Consider the following 22946-nt stretch of genomic DNA (forward strand, 5'->3'; position numbering starts at 1 on the left):
CCGAGAACGAGGGGTCGCAGGACAAGCCGGGCATCGAGGTGGCGGTGGTCACCGGGCTGTCCGGTGCGGGGCGGAGCACCGCGGCCAAATGCCTGGAGGATCTGGGCTGGTTCGTGGTCGACAACCTGCCGCCGGAGCTCATCTCGACCATGGTCGAGCTCGGCGCGAGGTCGAGTTCGGTGATCACCAGGGTCGCCGTCGTGATGGACGTGCGGAGTCGGGCGTTCACCGAGGATCTGGCCTCGGTGATCAAGGATCTGGACGCCAGGGGCTACAAGCCCAGGGTGTTGTTCCTCGAGGCCACGGACGCGGTGTTGATCCGCCGGTTCGAGGCCGTCCGACGCGGCCACCCGCTGCAGGGTGACGGGCGGCTGGCCGACGGCATCGGTGCCGAGCGGGCGCTGCTGTCGCGGCTGCGCGAGGAGGCCGACCTGGTGCTGGACACCACCGGCCTGTCGGTGCATCAGCTTCGCGGCAAGATCGAGGACGCCTTCGGCTCGGAGGCGAGCACCAGGACCAGGGTCACGGTGTTGTCCTTCGGGTACAAGTACGGTCTCCCGATGGACGCCGACCTGGTGATGGACGTGCGATTCCTGCCCAATCCGTTCTGGATCCCCGAGCTGCGGGACCAGACCGGCCAGGACTCCGACGTCAGCAACTACGTCCTCTCCCAGGAGGGCGCCGAGGAGTTCCTGCACCGCTATCACGAGCTGTTGCGGCTGGTCAGCGCCGGATACCGGCGGGAGGGCAAGCGATACCTGACGCTCGCGCTCGGCTGCACGGGCGGCAAGCACCGCAGTGTCGCGTTGTCGGAGGAGCTGTCCCACCGCCTCTCCAGCGAGGACCGGCTGACCGTCAAGGTCGTGCATCGGGATCTGGGACGCGAGTGACGACACAGCGTGCGGGGACGCTGGGTTCGGGAACCCCGCAGGACGGCGAACTGCGGGCGGTCGCGCTGGGCGGCGGGCACGGGCTTCAGGTCACGCTCGCCGCCCTGCGACGACTGGCGGTGCGACCGACCGCCGTGGTCACCGTCGCCGACGACGGCGGGTCGTCCGGGCGGCTGCGCCGCGAACTCGGCCTGCTGCCGCCCGGTGACCTGCGCAAGGCGCTCGCGGCCCTCGCCACGCACGATGTTCCCGGGACGCGGTGGAGCGAGGTCTTCGAGCACCGGTTCGGCGGTCACGGCGCGCTGGCGGGCCACGCGGTGGGAAACCTGCTGCTCGCCGGGCTCCTGGAGGTGGTCGGCGATCCGGTCGTCGCGCTTGACCAGGCCGGGCTGCTGCTGGGGGCGAGCGGCCGGGTGCTGCCGATGTCGACCGAGCCGTTGGACATCGAGGCAGACGTGGCCGGTCTGGACGAGGACCCCGCCGTGATCCGCCGGATTCGGGGTCAGGTCGCCGTCGCGACTACCCCCGGACGAGTGAAAAGAGTCCGGCTGCACAACGCCACGGGTCCCACCCGGACGCCTCGGGCGACCCCGGAGGCGGTGGCGGCCGTGCTCGATGCGGACGTCGTCCTTCTCGGTCCTGGATCATGGTTTACCAGCGTGTTGCCCCATCTGCTGGTGCCGGAGCTGCATGAGGCACTGGTCCAGACGACCGCGAGAAGGGTCGTCGTGCTCAATCTCGTGCCCCAGCCGGGCGAGACGGCCGGGTTCTCACCGGAACAACACCTGCACGTACTCTCCGAACACGCCCCCCGACTACGGGTGGACGCGGTGGTCGCGGACGTTGACTCGGTGCCGACCCCGGATCGGCTGCGCAGAGCGGCCGATTCTCTGGGCGGCACGGCCCATCTTCGTCGGGTCGCCGTCGTCGGCGCACCTGAGCGACATGATCCCGAGGCTCTGGCCGAGGCCTTGGCCGAGGCGTTCGCCACTGCGGGGGCGCAGGGTCGGGACGCGGAGTCCGGCCGTCGCGGTGTGGCGCGGCGGGCCGAGGGAGAGGAGGACTGATCGTGGCGATGACCGCGTCGGTCAAGGACGAGCTGAGCAGGCTGACGGTGACCAAGACGTGCTGCCGTCGAGCCGAGGTCTCCTCGCTGTTGCGTTTCGCGGGGGGCCTGCACATCGTGGGCGGAAAGGTCGTCGTCGAGGCCGAGCTCGACACGGGCTCGGTGGCTCGCCGACTTCGCAAGGAGATCCACGATCTCTTCGGCTATACGGCCGAGGTGCATGTGATCACCTCCGGCGGGCTGCGCAAGGGCAGCCACTACGTGGCACGAGTCGCCGCCGACGGTGAGGGGCTGGCCCGGCAGACCGGGCTGCTCGACCCCAGGGGGCGGCCGGTGCGGGGCCTGCCCGCCCACGTCGTCTCCGGCGGGGTCTGCGATGCGGAGGCCGCGCTGCGCGGGGCCTTCCTCGCGCACGGCTCGCTGACCGAGCCGGGGCGTTCCTCCGCCATGGAGGTGACCTGTCCCGGTCCGGAGGCTGCGCTGGCGCTCGTCGGCGCGGCCCGCAGGCTCGGCGTGCAGGCCCGTTCGCGGGAGGTGCGGGGCGCCGACCGCGTGGTGGTCCGCGACGGCGATGCCATCGGAGCACTGCTCACCAGGCTCGGCGCGCATTCCAGCGTGCTGGCGTGGGAGGAGCGTCGAATGCGCCGCGAGGTGCGGGCCACGGCGAACCGACTGGCGAACTTCGACGACGCCAACCTGCGGCGCTCCGCGCGAGCGGCGGTCTCGGCGGCGGCCAAGGTCGAGCGGGCGCTGGAACTGCTGGGGCCGGAGACGCCGGAGCATCTGCTCGCGGCAGGCAGACTGCGGCTGGCGCACCGACAGGCCTCGCTCGAGGAGCTGGGCCAGCTCGCCGACCCGCAGATGACCAAGGACGCGGTGGCGGGACGGATCCGCAGGCTGTTGGCGATGGCGGACAAGCGCGCTCGTGATCTCGGAGTTCCCGACACCGACGCCGCGGTCACCGCCGAGATGCTGGAGGCGGAGGTCTAAGAGCCTGTCTTTGGTCCCCCTGGAGTCGTGAGCGGGGATCAGCGTGGATGAGCTGCCAGGTGGAGGAAGGAGGCATAACGGAGTTATGTTGACTGACGACAACGCCGCAGATCGCCGCGCCGGCCCCCCGCGCAACAGGAAAGTGGGGATTAAAGACAGGCTCTAACGGCGGGCGGCCCATGCCTGCGAGTTCCTGCGGTGGTGCGCCGCCCTGCCGACGGCGCAGAGCGGCCTCGCTGCCGGTCGCGGCCGCCGGTCGCCTGCGGCGAATCGGGATCGATCGTCGTCGTGCGGGCAGGCTGGGGGGTCCCGAAGTCGTATCACCGCAGCGAGCGTGCGGTGCGCCGGGCCTGCTGCCGCTACTCGATGTTCGAGGGGGGTGGGCAGCGGGCAGGCGCGCCGGTTACCGTGTGCTGGCTCGATCAAGAGAGACATCAGGTCGTGATGACCTGTGCTTCTCGTCGGGCGATAGGGTGGCGGCTGGCAGCGTGGCCATCCGTGTGTAACTCACCGGCAATCAATCGTTCGAGTATCTGAGGAGACGCACCGTGACGGTTCGTGTAGGCGTCAACGGCTTCGGTCGCATCGGGCGCAACTTCTGGCGCGCAGTCAACGCATCCGGTCTGGACGTCGAGATCGTCGCCGTCAACGACCTGACCGACATCGCCACCCTCGCACACCTGCTCAAGTACGACAGCGTGCTGGGCACGCTGAATGAAGAGGTCACTGCAGAGGGTGACTCGATCAAGGTCGGCGGCAAGACCATCAAGGCGCTGGCCGAGCGTGACCCGGCCGCGTTGCCGTGGGGCGAGCTGGGCGTCGACGTCGTCATCGAGTCCACCGGCCACTTCACCAAGGCCGAGGACGCGCGCAAACACATCGAGGCGGGCGCGAAGAAGGTCATCATCTCGGCGCCTGCCAAGGGCGAGGACCTCACCGTGGTGCTCGGCGTCAACGACGACAAGTACGACGGCAGCCAGGTCGTGCTGTCCAACGCCTCCTGCACCACCAACTGCGTGGCGCCGATGGCGAAGGTTCTGCACGAGGCGTTCGGCATCGTCAAGGGCCTCATGACGACGGTGCACGCCTACACCAACGACCAGGTCATCCTCGACTTCCCGCACAAGGACCTGCGTCGGGCGCGTGCCGCCGCGACCAACATCATTCCCACCACGACCGGTGCCGCCAAGGCCACCGCGCTGGTGCTGCCGGAGCTCAAGGGCAAGCTGGACGGCATGGCCATGCGCGTCCCGGTGCCGGACGGCTCCGTGACCGACCTGACCGTGGAGCTGTCCCGGCCGGTGACCAAGGCCGAGGTGAACGCGGCGTTCAAGGCCGCCGCCGAGGGGTCGCTCAAGAACGTGCTGGTCTACACCGAGGACCAGATCGTCTCCAGCGACATCGTCGGTTCTCCCGCGTCCTGCACCTTCGACTCGTCGCTGACGCAGACGGCGGGCCCGGACGAGGCGGACACCACGGTGAAGGTCGTCGGCTGGTACGACAACGAGTGGGGCTACTCCAGCAGGCTGGCCGACCTCGCCGTGCTGGTCGGCGCCAAGCTCTCCTGATCAGGAAGAGGACGGCCCAGTGACGACGTCAGAGTCCCCTCGCGGGGACGTCGCGACAGTTCAGGACCTGCTGGCCGAGGGTGTTCGGGGTCGGCGCGTGCTCGTGCGCGCCGACCTCAACGTCCCCCTCGACGGGCAGCGGATCACCGACGACGGCCGGGTGCGCGCCTCGCTGCCCACGCTGTCGGCGCTGATCGCGGCGGGCGCCCGTGTGGTGATCGCCGCGCACCTCGGCAGGCCCAAGGGCGTGCCGGAAGAGAAGTTCTCACTGGCCCCGGTGGCCGCGCGGCTCGGTGAGCTGCTCGGCGTCGAGGTCGCCGCGGCCGAGGACGTGGTGGGTCCGTCTGCCAAGGCAGCGGTCGACGGCCTGGCCGACGGCTCGGTGGCGCTGCTGGAGAACGTGCGCTTCGACCCGAGGGAGACCAGCAAGGACGAGGCCGAGCGCGGTGCGCTGGCCCGCGAGCTGGCCGACCTGGTCGGCTCCGACGGCGCCTTCGTCTCGGACGGCTTCGGCGTGGTGCACCGCAAGCAGGCCTCGGTGTACGACGTGGCCCGGCTGCTCCCGCACTATGCGGGCGAGCTGGTGCTCGCCGAGGTGACGGTGCTGCGCAGGCTCACCGAGGAGCCCGCCAGGCCGTATGCGGTGGTGCTGGGCGGGGCGAAGGTCTCCGACAAGCTGGCGGTCATCGAGAACCTGCTGGCCAAGGTCGACCGGCTGCTCATCGGCGGCGGCATGGCGTACACCTTCCTCAAGGCTCGCGGGCACGAGGTCGGCAAGTCGTTGTTGCAGGCCGATCAGCTCGACGCGGTGCGCGGCTTCATCGCCGAGGCCGAGCGACGCGGTGTCGAGCTGGTGCTGCCGGTCGACGTGCTGGCCGCCACGGACTTCGCCGCCGACGCCGACGTCAAGGTCGTGTCCGCCGACGCCATCCCGGCCGACCGGGAGGGCCTCGACATCGGCCCCCGAACTCGTGAGCTGTTCGCCGAGCGGCTGGCCGACGCGGCCACCGTGTTCTGGAACGGCCCGGTGGGCGTCTTCGAGTTCGCCGCCTTCGCGGAGGGCACCAGAGCGGTCGCCACGGCGCTGGTCGACGGCAAGGCGTTCAGCGTGGTCGGCGGCGGGGACTCCGCTGCGGCGGTCCGAGCCCTCGGACTGCCGGAGGACGGTTTCTCGCACATCTCCACCGGTGGTGGGGCGTCCCTGGAGTTCCTGGAGGGCAAGGTCCTTCCCGGCGTCGCGGTCCTGGAGGACTGAAGGCAGATGGCTGTTCGTCAACCGCTCATCGCGGGCAACTGGAAGATGAACCTCAATCATTTCGAGGGCATCTCGCTGACGCAGAAGATCGCGTTCTCCCTGCCCGAGAAGTACTTCGCCAAGGTCGAGGTGGCGGTGATCCCGCCGTTCACCGACATCCGCAGCGTGCAGACGCTGATCGACGGGGACAAACTGCTGCTCAAGCATGGTGCGCAGGATCTCTCGCCGCACGAGTCCGGTGCCTACACCGGCGACGTGTCCGGCGCGATGCTCGCCAAGCTGGGCTGCTCCTACGTGATCGTGGGGCACTCGGAGCGGCGTGAATACCACGCCGAGGACGACGACCTGGTCAACAAGAAGGTGCGGGCCGCGCTCAAGCACGGCCTGACGCCGATCCTGTGTGTCGGCGAGCCGCTGGAGGTCCGTGAGGCGGGTGGGCACGTCGCACACGGCCGTGCCCAGCTCATCGCGGCGCTCAAGGGGCTCAAGGCCGAACAGGTGGCCGAGGTCGTCGTGGCCTACGAGCCGGTGTGGGCCATCGGCACCGGCCGGGTCGCCACGCCTGCCGACGCGCAGGAGGTGTGCGGCGAGCTCCGGGCCGCGCTGGTCGAGAAGTACGGTGCCGAGGTCGGCAACCAGGTGCGGGTCCTCTACGGTGGTTCCGTCAAGTCCGGCAACATCGGCGAGTTGATCGCTCAGTCCGATGTGGACGGCGCTCTGGTGGGCGGCGCCAGCTTGGACGCCGACGAGTTCGCTAAGCTCTGCGCGCTCGCAGCGGGTGGACCGCTGCCCTGAGCTAGCCGTGCGTACCACCCGCGGTCACCGACCCGGTACCCTTTGATGCCTACCGCCACAACGCGAGGGTGAGATGAGACTCTTCCTGCACGTCATGCTGGTGATCTCCAGCCTGTCTCTGATCCTGCTTGTCCTGCTGCACAAGGGTCGCGGGGGCGGCTTGTCGTCGTTGTTCGGCGGCGGCATGCAGTCGACCTTGTCCGGATCTAACGTCGCGGAGAAGAATCTCGACCGGATCACGTATTTCACGAGCGCGATCTGGGTCATCTGCATCGTGGCGGTGGGTCTGCTGGTCCGGATCGACGCTTGATCCGCGACGAGCACGTGTCGGTCCCTCCGGTCGGCATGTAGGGCTACCACGTTGTGGGGTGTTGAGCGTCGATGGCTGGTGGTAACGCGATCAGAGGCACGCGAGTCGGCGCGGGCCCGATAGGCGAGTCGGAGCGTGGGGAGTCGGCGCCTCGGCGTCGGGTCTCCTACTGGTGTGCGAACGGCCACGAGGTGCGGCCTTCGTTCGCGGTCGACGCGGACGAGCCGGAGTTCTGGGACTGTCCGCGCTGCGGGTGCCCCGCAGGTCGTGACGAGGAACAGCCTCCGGCGCCGCCGCGCAACGAGCCGTACAAGACGCATCTTGCGTACGTGAAGGAACGGCGCAGCGACTCCGACGGCAAGGCGATACTCGATGAGGCGCTCAAGCGACTGCGCGAGCGTCGAGGCGAATAGGCGCGGGTTCGCCCGATCTTGATGACGACACCGTCCGTTCCGGGCGGTGTCGTCGTCGTCTCAGGCCCTGCCGTCGCTCTGTCCGACGTGACAGGTGTGCAGGACGACGTCGTGGCAGCTCCGGCTCTGCTGCCTGCCCAGGCGCCCGACCGAACGCGGTACCGGAGTCTCGGCGCGGCCGGGTCCCTGCCGAACCATCAGCTCCGCCTGCCCGTCGAACTGCCGCACCATCGTTTGTGATTGCTATCGTGTGGTCTTCGAACGATCAAGGTGGTGGGGTTCACATGGCCATTCTTTATCGCGCGTTATGGAGCGATCGCGATGTGGACCTGGTGGCTCGCGTGCGCCGGGTGTTCTCCGCGTGGGTCACGACGAAGAGCCGCGGTCGTCTCCTCACGGACTCACCTCAGGAACGGACTGACGACGGGACAATGCGGTCTCGGATCGCCTATGAGGTCAGCAACCGTCCTGGCACCGAGATCTCGGCGGTCTTTCGCGGCATGCTCGTCGAGACACGAGACGACGGCTCGCGATGGACGACGACCGTGCGTTCGTGGGCAGGTGACTGCGTCGAGAAGGACCTCGGCGGACAGCATGGCTGGATCTGGGTCGACGTCGAGGCGGTGAGTTACGAGTCGCTCGATGACGTCACGGTCGCCGCTCCGAAATTCGTCCGAACTCTCCTTTCTGAAGGGGTGAATCCGACCGACTCAGATGTGCTGCTGTCACATCAGCCTCGAGAATTCGTGGGCGCCGACGGGGCCGAAGAACTTGCCGAATTGATCACGAGTATGGGTCGAGTGGTGCCCGTGGTCGTCTTCACGCCACTCCCGCGCGACTCCTCGTTCCGTGCTTCGCGGGCGGCGATGCCGATGCGGGACCGATTCGACGAGCTGATGGTGCGGGCCGCCGGTATGGCTGCGGGTCTCGCGCTGATCACTCTGCTGGATGAGACGGGCGTAGAGCAGTTCAATCTGATCATGGGTGACTCCTACGCGGTCCGGGACGGCGCGTTCCGGATCTATGAACCCGGCGTGGACCCTGCGTTGGACGAGGGCTGGCGGCATCGGTACACCCTGCCCACGCGTTTCCTGCGCTATCGCCAGACTGCGGGACAGGTGATCAACCGGGCGATCTCGCTGCGAGCGGGCGCCCGGCGGGCGCCCGCGAGCTTCGAATTCGCCGAACGAATGCTCAATGACGCGGTACGACGGGAGCCTGCCGAGTGGGCCGAACTCATCACGATTGCGGAGGAGGAGTCGGCCGAGCTCCGCACCAGGGTGTCCTCGCTCGATCAGCGATATCTCGATCTCCTCGATGAGCAGTATCAGCTGGAGGGGGACAACAACAGGCTTCGGGCGGAGCTCGGTGAGGCACGTCGGAAGCTCGCCCTCGCCGAGCCTGCGTTATGGCGCGATAAGCCGGAGGCGATGCAGCAGCTCCTCGCCGAGCAGGTGCCCGCGAGCGCGGATTCGCCCACCGACGCGATCCTGCTCGCACAGGAGCATCTGAATGATCGGTTGTGTCTTCCCGCCGAAGCATGTGCCCATATTGCGCATCTCGACAACGCGGTTGAGGCGCGTGCCTGGGGTGAGACCTCGTGGCGTGCGTTTCTGGCCCTCCACGCCTACGCGGTGGCGCTGGTCGGAGGCGAGGCTCCTGGCACGTTCTGGACCTGGTGTGAGACCTCGGGCCATCCCGCTGCCTGGCCCGCCACCACCAAGAAGCTCGCGATGAAGGAGAGCGAGACCGTGCGGAATTCCACCCGGCTATGGAGTAAACGGGAGTTCATCGTCGATCGGCGAGTGTCTCCCTCTGGGCGCATCTACATGGAGGCCCACATCAAGATCGCCACCGGTGGCGGGCCGTTGGCCCCTCGCATCTACTTCCATCCGTCCAGGGAGACCGGCATGGTGCACATCGGCTATTACGGGCCGCATCGCAATGTGCCCAACACCTTGACGTGACTGTGCCCCCGCCGGCCGGTCGCGTTCCACCAGGTGAGGTGAGTACGCGACCGGACCGCCTCCTGAGAGCCTGTCTTTGATCCCCACTTTCCTGTTGCGCGGGGCAGGTGGCGGCGATCTGCGGCGTTGTCGTCAGTCAACATAACTCCGTTATGTCTCCTTCCTCCGCCTTGCAGCTCAGCCACGCTGATTCCCGCTCACGACTCCAGGGGGATCAAAGACCGGCTCTTAGCGCAGCGGGCCGCTGCTGCCCGCGTCGATCAGGGTGCGCAGCTCCTCGGGGAGCTGGTGTCGCACCTTGTCCAGCACGCCCTCGGTAGCCTCGCCGGTCACCTCCAGCACCACTCGTGAGCGGTACACGGCGTCCGGTTCGTGCATGTGACCGCGCTGGGCGACTCGCCGGATGAACTCGTCGAGGTCGAACCGCTCTCCCGTGCCTGCCCCGCCCATGACCTCGGTGCGGCGCAGATGTTCGGCGATCTCGGTCGGCAGCTGGTCGGCCAGGTGGTCGGCCGCCTGCTCTGGCACTCGCTCGCCCAGCGTCTCCAGGGCGGCCCTGGTCGCGGTCTCGGCCTCGCCCCGGCTGGACAGTCGTGCCCGCGCCTGAACCTGGCCGATGAACTCGTCATGTCTCATGCCGTCGCTCCTCTCCGGGTCCCCATTGCCGTACCCGCCGGGGCGCCGGGCTACACCGGCGCTGGTGGGAGGTCCCGCCCGTGCCTCCCTCGCAGGTCCACAGGTCTGCCCTGGATCGCTCGACCCCGATCCGGTGTGTCGTCAGGCGCAGGCCGAGGCGGTCCGACGCCTGTTTCGCCGCCCGGTCAGCAGGGTGAACTCGGATCGGATGAGGTCGAATGTCGAGAGCGGCGGGCCGTCACTCTCCAGCCACGCGTGCGGCAGGCGAGGACGCCGCTCCGCCTGGTAGGTCTCCACCAGGGCGCCGCCCGCGTGGCCGTCGAGCACAGCGGCCAGTTTCCAGGCCAGGTTGTGTGCGTCGGCGATGCCGGTGTTCACCCCGGACGTGCCCACCGGCGGCATCGCGTGCGCCGCGTCTCCGATCAGGAGGACCCGACCATCCTGGAAGCGGTCGGCGAGCATGCCGCGCGGCTGCCTAGGGAGGATGCGCAGCACCTCTACGTCGAGGTCCGGATGCCCACCGCGGCCCGGATCAACTCGCGGCATCGCCGAGGAGTGAGCTGCCTTGCCCGACCTGCGATCGATTCGGCGGCGGTGTGGAAGATCCAGTTCGTCGCCCCGCCGACGGTGACCAGCATGCCGGGCGCCTCCGGAGTCGTGATGTCGCAGCCGGCGAATCGACGTCCCGCCGTGTACGCGTCGAGATCGGCGTGGAACAGAACGTTGATCATCGGCCTGCCCAGTCCGCTCGGCCCGGACGTGCCGATCTCGAGTGCGTCGCGCACGCCGCTGCGCGCGCCGTCGGCGCCGATCAGATAGTCCGACCGGACCGACCGGGTGCCATCGGGGCAGTCCAGCACCGAGGTGACGCCGATGTCGTCCTGGGAGAAGGAACGGAGCCGGGTCAAGTGGACGACGGCGGCGCCGCCCTTGCGTGCGGCCGACGACAGGACGGCGTCCAGACGGTTCTGCGGGCAGGAAGCGGAGAGTTCGACAGGACCGAGGCGACTCTGCCGCGTCGGCGGCAGCTCGGTGCGGCCGTGGCGTCGTGGGGTGGCGGACAGGTCGGCCGAGGCCAGCGTCGGGGCGGAGATCTTGCCCATGCTGCCCGCAAGATCGACGGCCAAGGCGCCGACCTGCTCCGCGAGGCCCGCCTGTCGGAGGATCTCCATCGTTCGTCGCCCGAGTCCGGTGGCGCGGGGATGGATGGACGGTGTGGCCTCGGCTTCCGCGACGAGGGACACGATGCCGTGGTCGGCTAGGAACGCGGCCATGGCCGATCCGACGGTGCCGCCGCCTGCGATCACGACGGGAATTCGGTCATCCGACACGGGCTGTCCGGGGGCGGCGCTTATCCGGAGTTCGCGCGGCGGCTGCGCGACGCACAGGACGTCGACGCGGACCGGCGCTTCGACTTCGGACTGGCCTGCCTGCTCGACGGCGTGGCCGCGAGGGCCTCCGCCGCACGAGACGCGGCGGGCCCACCGGCATGACGCGGCCTGCTCCGGCCGGGGACTCCGCCGAGGGGTGGGGAAGGGGCGTGCGATCGCCTCGGCATCGCCGCCGGGGCGTCTCGGCCGGTCCGGCGCGGAATCCACGTCGATGCCGATCGAGTGCGGGCCGGGACCAGCCGAGCGCCGCCGACCGGCGTGGTGCCGGGGCGGCCCGCGAACGGACCACGCCCGGCACCAGCCGGTATCAGCACGTGCTCAGCGCGGCGGCCCGCCGTCGGGCAGGGCTGCGGCGGCCGAGTCCACGATCCACAGGGTGCGCTGTCGTCCGGTGGCTCCCGCAGCGGGCACGGCGACCTCGTCGGCGCCCCGCATGGCCGCCGCGACGGCCTCGGCCTTGCCCGCCCCGGTCGTGATCAGCCACACCTGCGCCGAGGCGCGGATGGCGGGCAGGGTCAGGGAGATCCGGGTGGGCGGCGGCTTCGGACAGTCCCGCACCGCGACGACGCTGCGCTGCTGCTCGTGCACGGCGGGGGAGTCCGGGAAGATCGAGGCCGTGTGGCCTTCCTCCCCGACCCCGAGCAGGCAGACGTCGAAGGCGGGCACGGACTCGCCCTCCCATCGCCCGGCCGCCTCGGCCAGCACCTCGGCGTAGGCGGCCGCCGCCGCGTCGGGGTCGGCTCCCAGCGGCCCGTCGGAGGCGGCCATCGGGTGCACCCTGGCGGGGTCGATCGGCAGGTGATCCAGCAGTGCCTCTCGTGCCAGGGTCTCGTTGCGTTCGGCGTTTCCTGCGGGCAGGAATCGCTCGTCGCCCCAGTAGAAGTCGACCGCCGACCAGTCCACGGCGTCCCGAGCCAACGAGGTGCGCAGTGCGGCCAGCACCGCCCCGCCGGTGCGCCCCCCGGTGAGGACGAGCGACGCGCGCCCGCGTTCGGTCTGGGCGTCCACCAGCACCGTCACCAGCCGTGCCGCGACGGCATCGGCCAGCAGCTCTCCGGTCTGATGGACGACCAGTTCAGGCCTGCTCACCAGCGGTGTCCTCTCCGTTCTTCGCGGCCCTGCTCCTGCTGCGGGCCGCCGAGGTCGAGCCTCGCCTGCTGGGCTTGGGCTCGGCGATCCGCCGACCGGTGCGGGCGACGCCTGACGTGCTCGCCGTCGAGGAGGACGCCGAGGACGAGGACGTCGTCGTCCGGGTGCCCCCCGCCTTGGTCGTGGTCTTGCCGACCGGCTTGCCCGCAGTCGCCGACTTCGTCGACTTCACCGCCGCCGTCCGCGTGCGGCCTCCGGTGTTGCGCCGCCCGGACGCCGTCCCCGTCGCATGCCCCTCGACCTTCGGCAGCGCCTGCAGAGTCTGCGAGTAGATCTCGTCCGGGTCCAGCCTGCGCAGCTCCTCGATCAGGCAGTCTCGCATCGGCCGACGGTGCAGCGTGACCCTGCGGTCGGGCTGGCCGGGCTGGGTGAGCGTGGCGAACTGGCCGTCGGGCCGCTCCAGCTTGATCTGACCGGAGCGGCGTTGGAGCACCACCGAGACGATGCCTTGTCCGTCCTGGGACCGGACCCGCGTGACCGGCACGCCCAACGCCGAGGCCAGCCAGGCCGCCAGCAACGTCGTCGAGGGCGAGTCGGCACGGCCGGTGACGATCGCGGACTCCACCATCTCGTGCGGCGGCAGGTCCAGCGCCGTGGCGAGCAGCGCCCGCCACGACGTCAGTCGCGTCCAGGCCAGGTCGGTGTCGCCGTCGGCATAGACGGCGGCCCGATGTTCCAGGGCCTTGACGGGATTGCGCTCCGACTTCGCGTCGGTGATCCGCCGATGCGCCAGCCGACCGATCGGGTCCTCGGCAGGCACCTTCGGCGTCTCGTACGGCCACCAGGCGACCACGGGGGCGTCCGGCAGCAGCAGCGGGACCAGGCAGCTCGCGCCCTCGTCGGCGAGCGGACCATAGAGCCGCAGCATGATGACCTCGCTGGCCCCCGCATCGCCGCCGATCCGGATCTGGGCGTCCAGCCGAGCCGCAGCCCGGCGGGCGCCCTTGGCGATGAGCACGACACGGCAGGGATGCTCCCGACTGGCCTCGTTGGCTGCCGTGATCGCCTCCTCGGCCTGTGTTCCGTCGTCGGTGATGATGGCGAGGGTGAGGACCCGGCCGAGCGCGACGGCCCCGCCGGTCTCGCGCAGCTCGACGAGCTTCTTGTTGACCTGAGAAGTGGTTGTCGAGGGCAGGTCGATGATCACGGCCGCCTCCAGTGCCTTCCTGTTCTGGCGAGCATTCGGTCAGCGGAGGGCGGACCCCAGGTTCCCGCCGCGTAGGGCTCGGGAGTCCCCTCGGCGTGCCAGGACTCCAGTACCGGGTCGAGGATCCGCCAGGACAGCTCGACCTCCTCGTTCATCGGGAACAGCGAGGGCTCGCCCAGCAGCACGTCGAGCAGCAGCCGCTCGTAGGCCTCGGGGGAGTCCTCGGTGAAGGCGTGGCCGTACCCGAAGTCCATCGTGACGTCGCGGATCTGCATCGCGGTGCCCGGCACCTTCGAGCCGAAGCGCATCGTCACGCCCTCATCGGGCTGGACCCGGATGACCAGGGCGTTCTCGCCCAGCTCCTCGGTCGCGGTGGCGTCGAAGGGCAGATGGGGCGCCCGCTTGAACACCACGGCGATCTCGGTCACCCGCCTGCCGAGTCGCTTGCCGCTGCGCAGGTAGAACGGGACCCCGGCCCAGCGCCGCGTGTTGACCTCCATGGTCATCGCCGCGTAGGTCTCGGTCACCGAGTCGGAGGCGAAGCCGCCCTCGTTCAGCAGGCCGGGCACCTTCTGTCCGCCCTGCCAGCCGCCGGTGTACTGACCTCGGGCGGTCGTCTCGGCGAACGGCACCATCGGCCGCGTCGCCGCCAGCACCTTGACCTTCTCGGTGCGCAGCGCCCTGGGATGGAAGGAGACCGGCTCCTCCATCGCGGTTAGCGCCAGCAGTTGCAGAAGGTGGTTCTGGATGACGTCGCGGGCCGCGCCGATCCCGTCGTAGTACCCGGCCCGGCCGCCGAGGCCGATGTCCTCGGCCATGGTGATCTGCACGTGGTCGACGTAGTGCGCGTTCCACAGCGGCTCGAAGAGCTGATTGGCGAAGCGCAGAGCGAGGATGTTCTGCACCGTCTCCTTGCCGAGGTAGTGGTCGATGCGGAAGACCGACTCCTCGGGGAAGACCTCGTTGACGATCCGGTTGAGGTCCTGAGCGCTGTGCAGGTCATGACCGAAAGGCTTCTCGATCACCACCCGCCGCCATTGATCGGTGCTCGCCGTCGGATCGGACAGCCCCGAGCGGGCGAGCTGCCTGCACACCAGCGGAAACGCCTTCGGCGGCACCGAGAGGTAGAAGGCGTGGTTGCCGCCGGTGCCGCGCACCTCGTCCAGTTCGCGGACGGTCTCGGCGAGCCGGTCGAAGGCGACGTCGTCGTCGAAGCTGCCCTGGACGAAGCGCAGCCCTTCCCCCAACCGGTCCCAGACATCCTGCCGGAAGGGCGTCCTGGCGTGCTCCCGCACGGCATCGTGGACGACCTTGCGGAAGTCCTGGGTTGCCCACTCCCGCCGGGCGAAGCCGGTGAGGGCGAAGCCGGGCGGGAGCAGACCTCGGTTGGCGAGGTCGTAGATCGCGGGCATCAGCTTGCGCCGGGACAGGTCGCCGGTGACCCCGAAGATCACCAGACCGCAGGGACCGGCGATGCGGGGCAGTCGCTTGTCCCTGTCGTCGCGCAGGGGGTTGCGCCATTCCTTCCTGGTGACGCTCACCGGCTCACTCCCTGGACCGCCTCGGCCAGGCGGGCGAGTCCGGCGAGCCGGTCCGTCAGATGCAGCCGCAGCACCGGGCGACCCCGATCGGCCAGCACCGTGCCGTCGCCCAGCGCCTGGGCGAGTTGCAGCGTGGCCAGCGTGTAGGGCCGGTCCGGAACCGCCAGATCCTCCTCCGCCGCACCGGTGATCTGGAGGAACGCGCCGTTCTGGTGTCCGCCCTTGTGGTACTGGCCCGTGGAGTGCAGGAAGCGGGGACCCCACCCGAAGGTGGTCTGCACTCCGGTGTTCCTGGCCAGCTCGCGACGCAGCACCGCCGCCGACGCGTCCTGTTCGCGGTCCAGGTACGCCTGGAGCGACAGATAGCCCGTCTCGGGCACCGCCGCCACGAACGACGCGATCAGCTCGTCGAGGCCCGCGCCCTCCGGCGGCTGCCACGATCCCGCGACATAGGCCTCGACCGGCCCGTCGACCAGCAGCGGCGTCGGAGTCGCCGAGCCGTCCGACGAGTCGAGCAGCGACCGGGCGGCGGTCTTGGCCGCCTCCACGTCGGGCTGGTCGAAGGGATTGATGCCCAACAGCCTGCCCGCGATCGCGGTGGCGTACTCCCACAGCAGGAAGGACGCCCCCAGCGAGCCAGACACCGTCAGCGTCGCCGCCGAGTCCGGCGAGCCGAGGGCGACCGTGGTGGCGTCGTCGCCTGCATCGACGAAGCCCGGTGCCGAGACGTTCTCCACCACCACCGGCAGCAGACCGGTGCCGTTCTTCCCCGTCGACTCCGCGATGAGCTGCTCCGCCCAGTCCGCGAAGCCGGGCAGGCCGGAGTCGTTGTCGGCGAAGACGACCTTCTCCGCGCCACGCGCCAGCGCCGCGCCGAAGGCGCCTGCCAGCCGCAGCGCCGGGTTGTCCGGCTCGTCCTGGGCCAGCGTCGGGGCGGCCGAGGCGGCCTCGGCCAGCAGCCCGGCCACATCGGCCCCCGCCAGTCCGGCGGGCACCAGCCCGAAGGCGGTGAGCGCCGAGTACCGGCCGCCCACGTGCGGATCGGCGCGGAAGACATGCCGGTAGCCCGCCGCCCGAGCCGCCGTCTCCAGCGGCGACTCCGGGTCGGTGACCACGACGATCCGTGAGGCGGCCGGGATGCCCGCCGCCTCGAAGGCGTGCTCGAAGATCCGTCGATGGCTGTCGGTCTCCACGGTGGAGCCCGACTTGGAGGACACGACCAGCACCGTGCGGGACAGGTCGCCCGCCAGCGCGTCGGCCACCTGGCCGGGATCGGTGGTGTCCAGCACCGTCAGCGGCACGCCTGCGGCGGCGGTGATCACCTCGGGAGCCAGCGACGAGCCGCCCATCCCGGCCAGCACCACCCGATCGACGCCCTCGGCATGCAGCTCGCCGCGCAGGGCCGCGATCTCGCCCAGCAGGGGGCGGGAGGTCTTGGGCAGGGTCGTCCAGGCCAGTCGCACGGCGGCCTCGGACTCGGCGTCGGCTCCCCACAGCGTCGGATTGCCCGCCGTCAGCTCGCCTGCCACGGCCTCCGCCGCGAGCCGCTCGGCCAGCTCGCCTGCCTCCTGGGCCCACGGCCCGTCGGCGATCACGACCGACGGGGCCGCGTTGTTCACCTCGGTCATCGAGTGCTGTCCTTCGCCTTCGTCAACTGACCGCTCACGGTCTCCAGCAGCTCTTCCCAGGACTTCTCGAACTTGGCCACGCCCTCGTTCTCCAGCACGACGTAGACGTCGTCGATGTCCACGCCCTCCCTGGCCAGGGCGTCGAAGACCTCCTGAGAGGCGGACCCGGTGCCCCGCACCGTGTCGCCTGCGACCGTCGCGTGGTCCGCGGCGGCGAACAGCGTCTTCTCCGGCATGGTGTTGACCACGCCGGAGGTCACCAGCTCGTCGACATAGCGCGTGTCGGAGTAGGCCGGGTCCTTGACACCCGTGGACGCCCACAGCGGCCGCTGCGGACGAGCACCCTCCTCGGCGAGGGCCTGCCAGCGCTCCGAGCCGAAGACCTCCTCGTAGGCGGCGAACGCCAGCCGCGCATTGGCGATGGCGGCCTTGCCGCGCAGTGCCTCGGCGGCCGGGGAGCCCAGCGCGTCGAGCCGCTTGTCGACCTCGCTGTCCACCCTGGACACGAAGAAGGACGCCACCGACGTGATGGAGCGCAGGTCGTGGCCGTTGGCCTTGGCCTGCTCCAGTCCCTCGAGGTAGGCGTCCATGACCTCGCGGTAGCGGTCCACCGAGAAGATCAGCGTCACGTTCACGCTGATCCCGGCGGCCAGCGTGCGGGCGATGGCGGGCACGCCCTCGACGGTCGCCGGGATCTTGATGTAGAGGTTGGGTCGGTCGACCGCCTCCCACAGCGCCGCGGCCTCCGCCTCGGTCGCCGCGGTGTCATGGGCCAGCCGAGGGTCGACCTCGAGGGAGACCCGGCCGTCGACGCGGTCGGTGGCCTCCCAGGTCGGCCGGAAGACGTCACAGGCCCGCCTGACGTCCGAGGTGGTGATCTCATGGACGGCGGTCTCCACCGACGCGTCGCGGGCCGCCAGCTCGGCGACCTGCTCGTCGTAGGCGGTGCCCTTGGCGAGCGCGCCGGCGAAGATCGTCGGATTCGTGGTGACGCCGACGAGGTGGCGGTCTCGGATGAGCGTGTCGAGACTGCCGGAGTCCATCCGGTCACGGGACAGGTCGTCGAGCCAGATCGACACCCCTGCTTCGGACAATGCGGCCAGCGGGTCGTTGCTGCTCATCACTTCTCCTCGACTCTGGTCAGAGTGACGCGTGCGGCGGCCAGCACGGAGTCCGTGGTGAAGCCGAACTCGCGGAACAGCGTCTGGTAGTCGGCTGAGGCGCCGAAGTGCTCGATGGACACGATCACGCCGTCGGAACCGGCGAAGCGGTACCACGGCTGGGCGATGCCCGCCTCGACCACGACGCGCGCATGCAGCGAGGGCGGCAGGACGCTCTCGCGGTACTCCAGGTCCTGTGCCTCGAACCACTCCACCGAGGGCATCGACACGACGCGGGTCGGCACGCCCTCGGCCTGGAGGACCTCCCTGGCCTCCACGGCGATCTGCACCTCGGAGCCGGTGGCGATGAGGATCAGGCGCGGCTCGCCGCCCTCGGCCTCGGCCAGGACGTAGCCGCCCCGGCTGACGCCCTCCGTGGAGGTCCCCGCAAGGATCGGCAGGTTCTGCCTGCTGAGTACCAGGCCGACCGGGCCGTCGGGACGCTCCATGATCGTCCGCCAGGCCGCCGAGGTCTCGTTGGCGTCGGCGGGTCGCACGATCGTCAGGCCGGGGATCGCCCGCAGCGCGGCCAGGTGCTCGATCGGCTGGTGCGTCGGGCCGTCCTCGCCGAGGCCGATCGAGTCGTGCGTCCAGACGTAGACGGCGGGCGCCTTCATCAGAGCCGCCAGCCGGACTGCGGGGCGCATGTAGTCGCTGAACACCAGGAAGGTGCCGCCGTAGGGCCGGGTCGGTCCGTGTAGTGCGATGCCGTTGAGGATCGCGCCCATCGCGTGCTCCCGGACGCCGAAGTGCAGCGTGCGGCCGTACGGATGCGCGGTGAACTCCCTGGTGGAGGTGCTCGCAGGCCCGAAGGAGTCCGCACCCTTCATCGTCGTGTTGTTGCTCTCCGCGAGGTCGGCCGAGCCGCCCCACAGCTCCGGCAGCACCTCGGCCAGCGCGGCCAGCGTCTCGCCGGAGGCCTTGCGCGTCGCGATCCCCTTGGGGTCGGGCTCCCAGCTCGGCAGCTTCTCGGTCCAGCCCTCGGGCAGGACCCGCGCGCTGAGCCGTTCCAGCAGGGCCTTGCGCTCCGGCTCCCGCGCAGCCCAGGCGTCGAAGTACTGCTGCCATTCGGCGTGGGCCTTCGCGCCCCGATCCACCACCGCGCGGGCGTGCGCCAGCACCTCGTCGTCGACCTGGAAGGACCGTTCGGGGTCGAAGCCCAGGATTCGCTTGACCTCGGCCACCTCGTCCTCGCCCAGCGCGGCACCGTGCGCCTTGCCGGTGTTGGCCTTGTTCGGCGCGGGGAAGCCGATGACCGTGCGCAGCAGCACCAGTGAGGGTCTGCCGGTCTCGGCCTTGGCCCTCTCCAGCGCCGCGAGGATGTCCGTGACGTTCTCGCCGCCGTTGACGACCTCGACGTGCCAGCCGTAGGCCTCGTAGCGCTTCGCGGTGTCCTCGGACAGCGCGATCGTCGTGTCGTCCTCGATGGAGATCTTGTTGTCGTCGTAGATCACGACGAGGTTGCCGAGTTGCTGGTGTCCGGCCAGCGAGGAGGCCTCCGAGGTGACGCCCTCCTCGATGTCGCCGTCCGAGGCGATCACGAAGATCTGATGGTCGAACGGGCTCTGGCCGAACTCGGGCGTCGGGTCGAACAGACCGCGCTCCCGCCGGGCGGCCATGGCCATGCCCACCGCGGAGGCCAGCCCCTGTCCCAACGGGCCGGTGGTGATCTCGACGCCGGGGGTGTGCCGGTGCTCAGGATGGCCCGGCGTGTTGGACCCCCACTTGCGCAACGCCTTCAGGTCGTCCAGCTCCAGCCCGTAACCGGACAGGAAGAGCTGGATGTAGAGGGTCAGACTGCTGTGACCTGCGGACAGCACGAAGCGGTCCCGGCCGATCCAGTCTGCGTCGGTCGGGTCGTGGCGCATCACTCGTTGGAAGAGCGCATAGGCGACAGGCGCCAGGCTCATCGCGGTGCCGGGATGCCCGTTCCCCGTGCGTTGCACGGCATCGGCGGCCAGCACTCGAATGGTGTCGACCGCGCGCCGGTCCGCCTCCGACCAGTCGGCGGGCAGGTGGGGCGTGGTCAGGCGGCTCAGATCGTCGCTCACGGACAAGGAATCTGCTCCTGTTTCGCTCGTCAAGCGGGCTGTACCGGAGGGCACCCGAGTACCTCAGCACTTTCTGGGGATCACGCCTCCGCTCACGCAGCCCTTCGTCCGCCGACCAGCCTAGTCCGGCCGGACGCGAACGCAGGGTTCCGTGTCGGGGCCCGCCGCGGCGGCCTTGGTCACTTTCGCCTGGACGTTCGCCCGGCAGCGTCCCCCAGGCACGGTCCCGAGGCGGTCGTCGATCCGCGGAATGGTCGACTGCGGAGCCTGCGGACGGCGGGGATCGCCTCCCGCCGGTCCGGCGAGCCGTTCGCGGCCGGTCCGGTGGAGCGTTCCGAGCCGTCCCGAGCCGGACGAAAGGGGCGAAGCGCTAGGTCAGGGCGGCTTCGCGCTCCGGTCGTGAACCCGGTGGGCGGGGCGATCAGGTAGCGCGGCTACCATTCGGGCGGCCCAGTTGTCCAGGGCCGCGAACCACGCTGCTAAGGAGTCTCATGTCGTCGGCGAGCACTGTGGGAGTCACCCGGTGAGCACCGTCGTCACCGAGAATCCGCCCCGGTCCATCGGATCCGTCCTCCGCGCGTACGTCGCGCTCACCAAGCCGAGGGTCGTCGAGCAGCTCCTCGTCACCACGATCCCGGCGATGCTGCTGGCCCAGCGTGGCGTCCCCTCCCTGTGGCTGGTGCTGGCGACGCTGGTCGGCGGAACGATGGCCGCTGCCAGCGCGAACGCGTTGAACTGCGTCATCGACGCCGACATCGACGCCGTCATGAAGCGCACCAGCACTCGCCCGCTGGTCCGGTCCCAGGTGTCTCCGCGCAACGCGCTGATCTTCGCCGTCACGCTCGGCCTCGGCTCGTTCGGCTTCCTGTGGCTCACGACGAACCTGCTGGCCGCCGTGCTCGCGGTGGCCACGATCCTGTTCTACGTCCTCGTGTACACGATGGTGCTCAAGCGCCGCACGGCGCAGAACATCATCTGGGGCGGCGCGGCGGGCTGCATGCCCGTCGTGATCGGCTGGTCCGCGGTCACGGGCACGGTGGAGTGGCCTGCGCTGGTGATGTTCGGCGTGATCTTCTTCTGGACGCCGCCGCACACCTGGGCACTGGCGATGCGTTTCCGGGAGGACTACAAGCGGGCAGGCGTGCCGATGCTGCCTGCCGTGGCGCCCGCCGAGTACGTGTCGCGACAGATCGTGATCTTCAGCTGGGTGATGGTCGTCTGGACCCTGCTCCTGGTCCCCGCCGCGAGTTGGATCTACCTCGCGTTGGCCGTCGTGAGCGGCGCGTGGTTCCTGATCTCGGCGCATCGACTGCACCTCGGTGTGCGCCGTGGCGTCGAGGTGCGGCCGATGCGCCTGTTCCACCTGTCCAACACCTATCTGATGGCGTTGTTCGTGGGGTTGGCGGTCGACTCGGTGATCGGTTGGCCCGCGTTCGGCTGGACCTTCAGCTTCTGAGCCTCGGTAGCGTCGCTCCGCCGCGCGGGGGTGGTCCCGCCCTGCCGGGCGGGGGCGGTGGCCCATGCCCAGCGGTCGACGGCGGCGTCGGCCAGCAGTTCGGCCCACTTCCGCACGCCGACGGCCGAGGGATGGAAGCCGTCCGAGGCGAAGAATCCCGCTCCGTCGATCAGGCGTGGCGAGACGGCGACATGTCGTCCGTTCGCCGCCTGTAGGACTGCGGCGTAGATCCGGTCCAGCAGCGCGGCATAGGCGGCCAGCATCGTCCGCAGCGGGTTGGGCAGGGTGGGGAAGCGACTGAACGGCGGAAGGCCCGCCGCCAACGTCGGCACCGCGCCGAACCGGTGGCGCACGGCGCTGACCAGCGCGGTGGTGTCTCGTCGCCAGGCTGCGGGCGGGCGAAGGGCGGTGACGTCGTTGACGCCGAGTGAGAGGACCACCAGGTCCGGCCGCCAGCCTGCATCGTCCAGCTCGGGCAGCAGGTCGGCGTGCGCCTGCCGTGCCGTCGCACCCGGTCTGGCCGCCAGCCGCCAGTGGACGTCGCGACCCGTGCGGACGGCGAGTGCCTCGGCGAGCTGCGGCGCCAGCGAGTCCCGGATGTCCGCCAGTCCGACGCCTGCCCCGGTGGAGTCGCCGAGCACGGCCACCCGCAGCGCGGGACCCGCGCCGGGGGAGCGGCCTCGTCGCGGACCGTCGGCCGCAGGCAGCCGAGGGATCTCCTCGCGGATGCGCCTGCCCTGCGCGACGACCAGGCCGAATAACACGGCCGTCGCGGTTCCGGCGGCGAGGGCCGCCGTCCTGACGACTCTCATCGGGGCTCCTAATATTCTCGATTAAACTAGTCAACTATTTGAGTATGAGAGACGATCATAATGGCCCTTCGTCATGCCGTCCTCGCCGCGCTGGCGGATCGCAGGCTCTCGGCTTATGAACTCGCCCGGCGATTCGACGTGACCGTTGCTCACTTCTGGCACGCCACCGCGCAGCAGCTCTCCGTCGAGCTGGCGAGGATGGAGGCCGCCTGCCTCGTCGTCGGTCACGAGGTCGTCCGGGATCGACGGCCCACCAAGCGGGTTTTCACGATCGCGTCTGCGGGTGCTGACGAGCTGGCGGCCTTCATCGAAAGGCCGACCCGGCCCACCGCGATCAAGGACGACCTGACGGTGGCCGTGCACGCGGCCGAGTTCGGCTCGTCTGCCGCCGTGCTGCGTGACCTGGCTGAACGCCGGGAACAGGCCGAGGTCAAGCTGGCCGACTTCCACGGGATGGCCCGCGAGATGCTGGCCGGGCGGACCGAGGAGGAGTACCTCGAGACCGCTGAACGGATCGGTCCCTACCTGGCGCTCCGCCGGGGAATCGCGTTCGAGGAGCAGACCGCGGCCTGGTGCGAGTCCACCGCGCACGCCCTGTCCCGGCGGCTCGACCGGGCCCGCCGGGGAACTTAGCGTGACTAAAGGATTCCCCCGTCTGGCCGCAGAATCCGACCGCGACGCTGCCTAGCCTGTGACTGGCGACTCACCCGGATCTCACCTC

General features: G+C 70.0%; 21 protein-coding genes and 1 pseudogene. 12 read left to right on the forward strand and 10 right to left on the reverse strand.

Annotated features, from left to right (window positions below; all coding sequences use genetic code 11):
- Window positions 1-32: 32 nt before the first annotated feature.
- From rapZ to UA75_RS12505, 8 genes are all read left to right on the forward strand, one after another.
- Window positions 33-890, forward strand: coding sequence for an RNase adapter RapZ (gene rapZ / locus UA75_RS12470; RefSeq protein WP_075743728.1), 858 nt, complete (start codon window positions 33-35; stop codon window positions 888-890).
- Between the two features lie 50 nt (window positions 891-940).
- Window positions 941-1957, forward strand: coding sequence for a gluconeogenesis factor YvcK family protein (locus tag UA75_RS12475; protein WP_075743729.1), 1017 nt, complete (start codon window positions 941-943; stop codon window positions 1955-1957).
- 2 nt (window positions 1958-1959) lie between these two features.
- Complete coding sequence (whiA, locus tag UA75_RS12480; RefSeq protein WP_075740386.1) at window positions 1960-2946, forward strand: DNA-binding protein WhiA; 987 nt, start codon at window positions 1960-1962, stop codon at window positions 2944-2946.
- 548 nt (window positions 2947-3494) lie between these two features.
- Complete coding sequence (gap, locus tag UA75_RS12485; RefSeq protein ID WP_075740387.1) at window positions 3495-4514, forward strand: type I glyceraldehyde-3-phosphate dehydrogenase; 1020 nt, start codon at window positions 3495-3497, stop codon at window positions 4512-4514.
- A gap of 19 nt (window positions 4515-4533) precedes the next feature.
- On the forward strand, window positions 4534-5769 hold the full coding sequence (locus UA75_RS12490; protein WP_075740388.1) for a phosphoglycerate kinase: 1236 nt from the start codon (window positions 4534-4536) through the stop codon (window positions 5767-5769).
- A gap of 6 nt (window positions 5770-5775) precedes the next feature.
- Entirely contained in the window at window positions 5776-6564 is a 789-nt protein-coding gene (tpiA, locus tag UA75_RS12495) for a triose-phosphate isomerase (protein WP_075740389.1), read from the forward strand.
- 73 nt (window positions 6565-6637) lie between these two features.
- On the forward strand, window positions 6638-6874 hold the full coding sequence (gene secG / locus UA75_RS12500) for a preprotein translocase subunit SecG (RefSeq protein WP_075740390.1): 237 nt from the start codon (window positions 6638-6640) through the stop codon (window positions 6872-6874).
- 71 nt (window positions 6875-6945) lie between these two features.
- The gene (locus UA75_RS12505) at window positions 6946-7287 is read left to right on the forward strand and encodes an RNA polymerase-binding protein RbpA (RefSeq protein ID WP_075740391.1); all 342 of its coding nucleotides are present in this window, start codon (window positions 6946-6948) and stop codon (window positions 7285-7287) included.
- 60 nt (window positions 7288-7347) lie between these two features.
- Here UA75_RS12505 and UA75_RS32790 read toward each other — a convergent pair whose 3' ends face one another.
- Window positions 7348-7518: a hypothetical protein gene (locus tag UA75_RS32790; protein ID WP_157434143.1), complete on the reverse strand. Its 171-nt coding sequence runs from the start codon at window positions 7516-7518 to the stop codon at window positions 7348-7350.
- A gap of 200 nt (window positions 7519-7718) precedes the next feature.
- Between UA75_RS32790 and UA75_RS12510 the strand changes: the two genes are divergently transcribed.
- A complete protein-coding gene (locus UA75_RS12510) occupies window positions 7719-9254 on the forward strand; it encodes a hypothetical protein (RefSeq protein ID WP_075740392.1) in 1536 nt (511 codons plus the stop codon).
- A 228-nt stretch (window positions 9255-9482) separates the two neighbouring features.
- Here the strand turns inward: UA75_RS12510 and UA75_RS12515 are convergent, their stop codons facing one another.
- Together UA75_RS12515 and UA75_RS35145 are read right to left on the reverse strand one after the other, a co-directional pair.
- A complete protein-coding gene (locus UA75_RS12515; RefSeq protein ID WP_075740393.1) occupies window positions 9483-9890 on the reverse strand; it encodes a DUF2267 domain-containing protein in 408 nt (135 codons plus the stop codon).
- A 141-nt stretch (window positions 9891-10031) separates the two neighbouring features.
- A pseudogene (locus UA75_RS35145) lies at window positions 10032-11164 on the reverse strand (FAD-dependent monooxygenase).
- 60 nt (window positions 11165-11224) lie between these two features.
- Here UA75_RS35145 and UA75_RS35150 point away from each other — a divergent pair.
- Window positions 11225-11383, forward strand: coding sequence for a TetR/AcrR family transcriptional regulator C-terminal domain-containing protein (locus UA75_RS35150; RefSeq protein ID WP_404799988.1), 159 nt, complete (start codon window positions 11225-11227; stop codon window positions 11381-11383).
- Window positions 11384-11599: 216 nt separating this feature from the next.
- Here the strand turns inward: UA75_RS35150 and pgl are convergent, their stop codons facing one another.
- The 6 genes from pgl to tkt are packed head-to-tail and all read right to left on the reverse strand — an operon-like array spanning window position 11600 to window position 19963.
- Window positions 11600-12370 (reverse strand): 6-phosphogluconolactonase, encoded by a 771-nt coding sequence (gene pgl / locus UA75_RS12530; protein ID WP_075740396.1) that lies wholly within the window; start codon window positions 12368-12370, stop codon window positions 11600-11602.
- Window positions 12357-13577: a glucose-6-phosphate dehydrogenase assembly protein OpcA gene (opcA, locus tag UA75_RS12535; protein WP_075740397.1), complete on the reverse strand. Its 1221-nt coding sequence runs from the start codon at window positions 13575-13577 to the stop codon at window positions 12357-12359. The genes pgl and opcA overlap by 14 nt, the downstream gene beginning before the upstream one ends.
- Window positions 13574-15118 (reverse strand): glucose-6-phosphate dehydrogenase, encoded by a 1545-nt coding sequence (gene zwf, locus UA75_RS12540; RefSeq protein WP_075740398.1) that lies wholly within the window; start codon window positions 15116-15118, stop codon window positions 13574-13576. The genes opcA and zwf overlap by 4 nt, the downstream gene beginning before the upstream one ends.
- Window positions 15115-16746, reverse strand: a complete 1632-nt coding sequence (locus UA75_RS12545) for a glucose-6-phosphate isomerase (RefSeq protein WP_075740399.1) — start codon at window positions 16744-16746, stop codon at window positions 15115-15117. Before UA75_RS12545 ends, zwf begins: the two co-directional genes overlap by 4 nt.
- Entirely contained in the window at window positions 16743-17867 is a 1125-nt protein-coding gene (gene tal / locus UA75_RS12550) for a transaldolase (RefSeq protein WP_075740400.1), read from the reverse strand. Before tal ends, UA75_RS12545 begins: the two co-directional genes overlap by 4 nt.
- Complete coding sequence (tkt, locus tag UA75_RS12555) at window positions 17867-19963, reverse strand: transketolase (protein ID WP_075740401.1); 2097 nt, start codon at window positions 19961-19963, stop codon at window positions 17867-17869. The genes tal and tkt overlap by 1 nt, the downstream gene beginning before the upstream one ends.
- Window positions 19964-20480: 517 nt before the next feature.
- On the opposite strand from tkt, the gene UA75_RS12560 reads away from it, so the two are divergent.
- On the forward strand, window positions 20481-21413 hold the full coding sequence (locus tag UA75_RS12560) for a heme o synthase (RefSeq protein ID WP_075740402.1): 933 nt from the start codon (window positions 20481-20483) through the stop codon (window positions 21411-21413).
- On the opposite strand, the gene UA75_RS12565 is transcribed toward UA75_RS12560, so the two are convergent.
- A complete protein-coding gene (locus UA75_RS12565) occupies window positions 21332-22225 on the reverse strand; it encodes an SGNH/GDSL hydrolase family protein (RefSeq protein WP_075740403.1) in 894 nt (297 codons plus the stop codon). The two genes, UA75_RS12560 and UA75_RS12565, sit on opposite strands and share 82 nt — an antisense overlap.
- Window positions 22226-22285: 60 nt before the next feature.
- Here UA75_RS12565 and UA75_RS12570 point away from each other — a divergent pair, with 60 nt between their 5' ends.
- Window positions 22286-22858, forward strand: coding sequence for a PadR family transcriptional regulator (locus tag UA75_RS12570; RefSeq protein WP_075740404.1), 573 nt, complete (start codon window positions 22286-22288; stop codon window positions 22856-22858).
- Window positions 22859-22946: the final 88 nt, after the last annotated feature.

It is taken from the genome of Actinoalloteichus sp. GBA129-24, assembly GCF_001941645.1.
Classification (GTDB): Bacteria; Actinomycetota; Actinomycetes; order Mycobacteriales; family Pseudonocardiaceae; genus Actinoalloteichus_A; species Actinoalloteichus_A fjordicus.

Bases quoted from the DNA above. Each gene is read 5' to 3' on its own strand.
- UA75_RS12515 (WP_075740393.1), bottom strand. From the start codon at position 9,890: ATGAGACATGACGAGTTCATCGGCCAGGTTCAGGCGCGGGCACGACTG.
- UA75_RS12570 (WP_075740404.1), top strand. From the start codon at position 22,286: ATGGCCCTTCGTCATGCCGTCCTCGCCGCGCTGGCGGATCGCAGGCTC.
- tal (WP_075740400.1), bottom strand. From the start codon at position 17,867: ATGAGCAGCAACGACCCGCTGGCCGCATTGTCCGAAGCAGGGGTGTCG.
- UA75_RS12545 (WP_075740399.1), bottom strand. From the start codon at position 16,746: ATGACCGAGGTGAACAACGCGGCCCCGTCGGTCGTGATCGCCGACGGG.
- UA75_RS12565 (WP_075740403.1), bottom strand. From the start codon at position 22,225: ATGAGAGTCGTCAGGACGGCGGCCCTCGCCGCCGGAACCGCGACGGCC.
- tpiA (WP_075740389.1), top strand. From the start codon at position 5,776: ATGGCTGTTCGTCAACCGCTCATCGCGGGCAACTGGAAGATGAACCTC.
- UA75_RS32790 (WP_157434143.1), bottom strand. From the start codon at position 7,518: ATGGTGCGGCAGTTCGACGGGCAGGCGGAGCTGATGGTTCGGCAGGGA.
- UA75_RS12505 (WP_075740391.1), top strand. From the start codon at position 6,946: ATGGCTGGTGGTAACGCGATCAGAGGCACGCGAGTCGGCGCGGGCCCG.
- UA75_RS12510 (WP_075740392.1), top strand. From the start codon at position 7,719: ATGCGGTCTCGGATCGCCTATGAGGTCAGCAACCGTCCTGGCACCGAG.
- secG (WP_075740390.1), top strand. From the start codon at position 6,638: ATGAGACTCTTCCTGCACGTCATGCTGGTGATCTCCAGCCTGTCTCTG.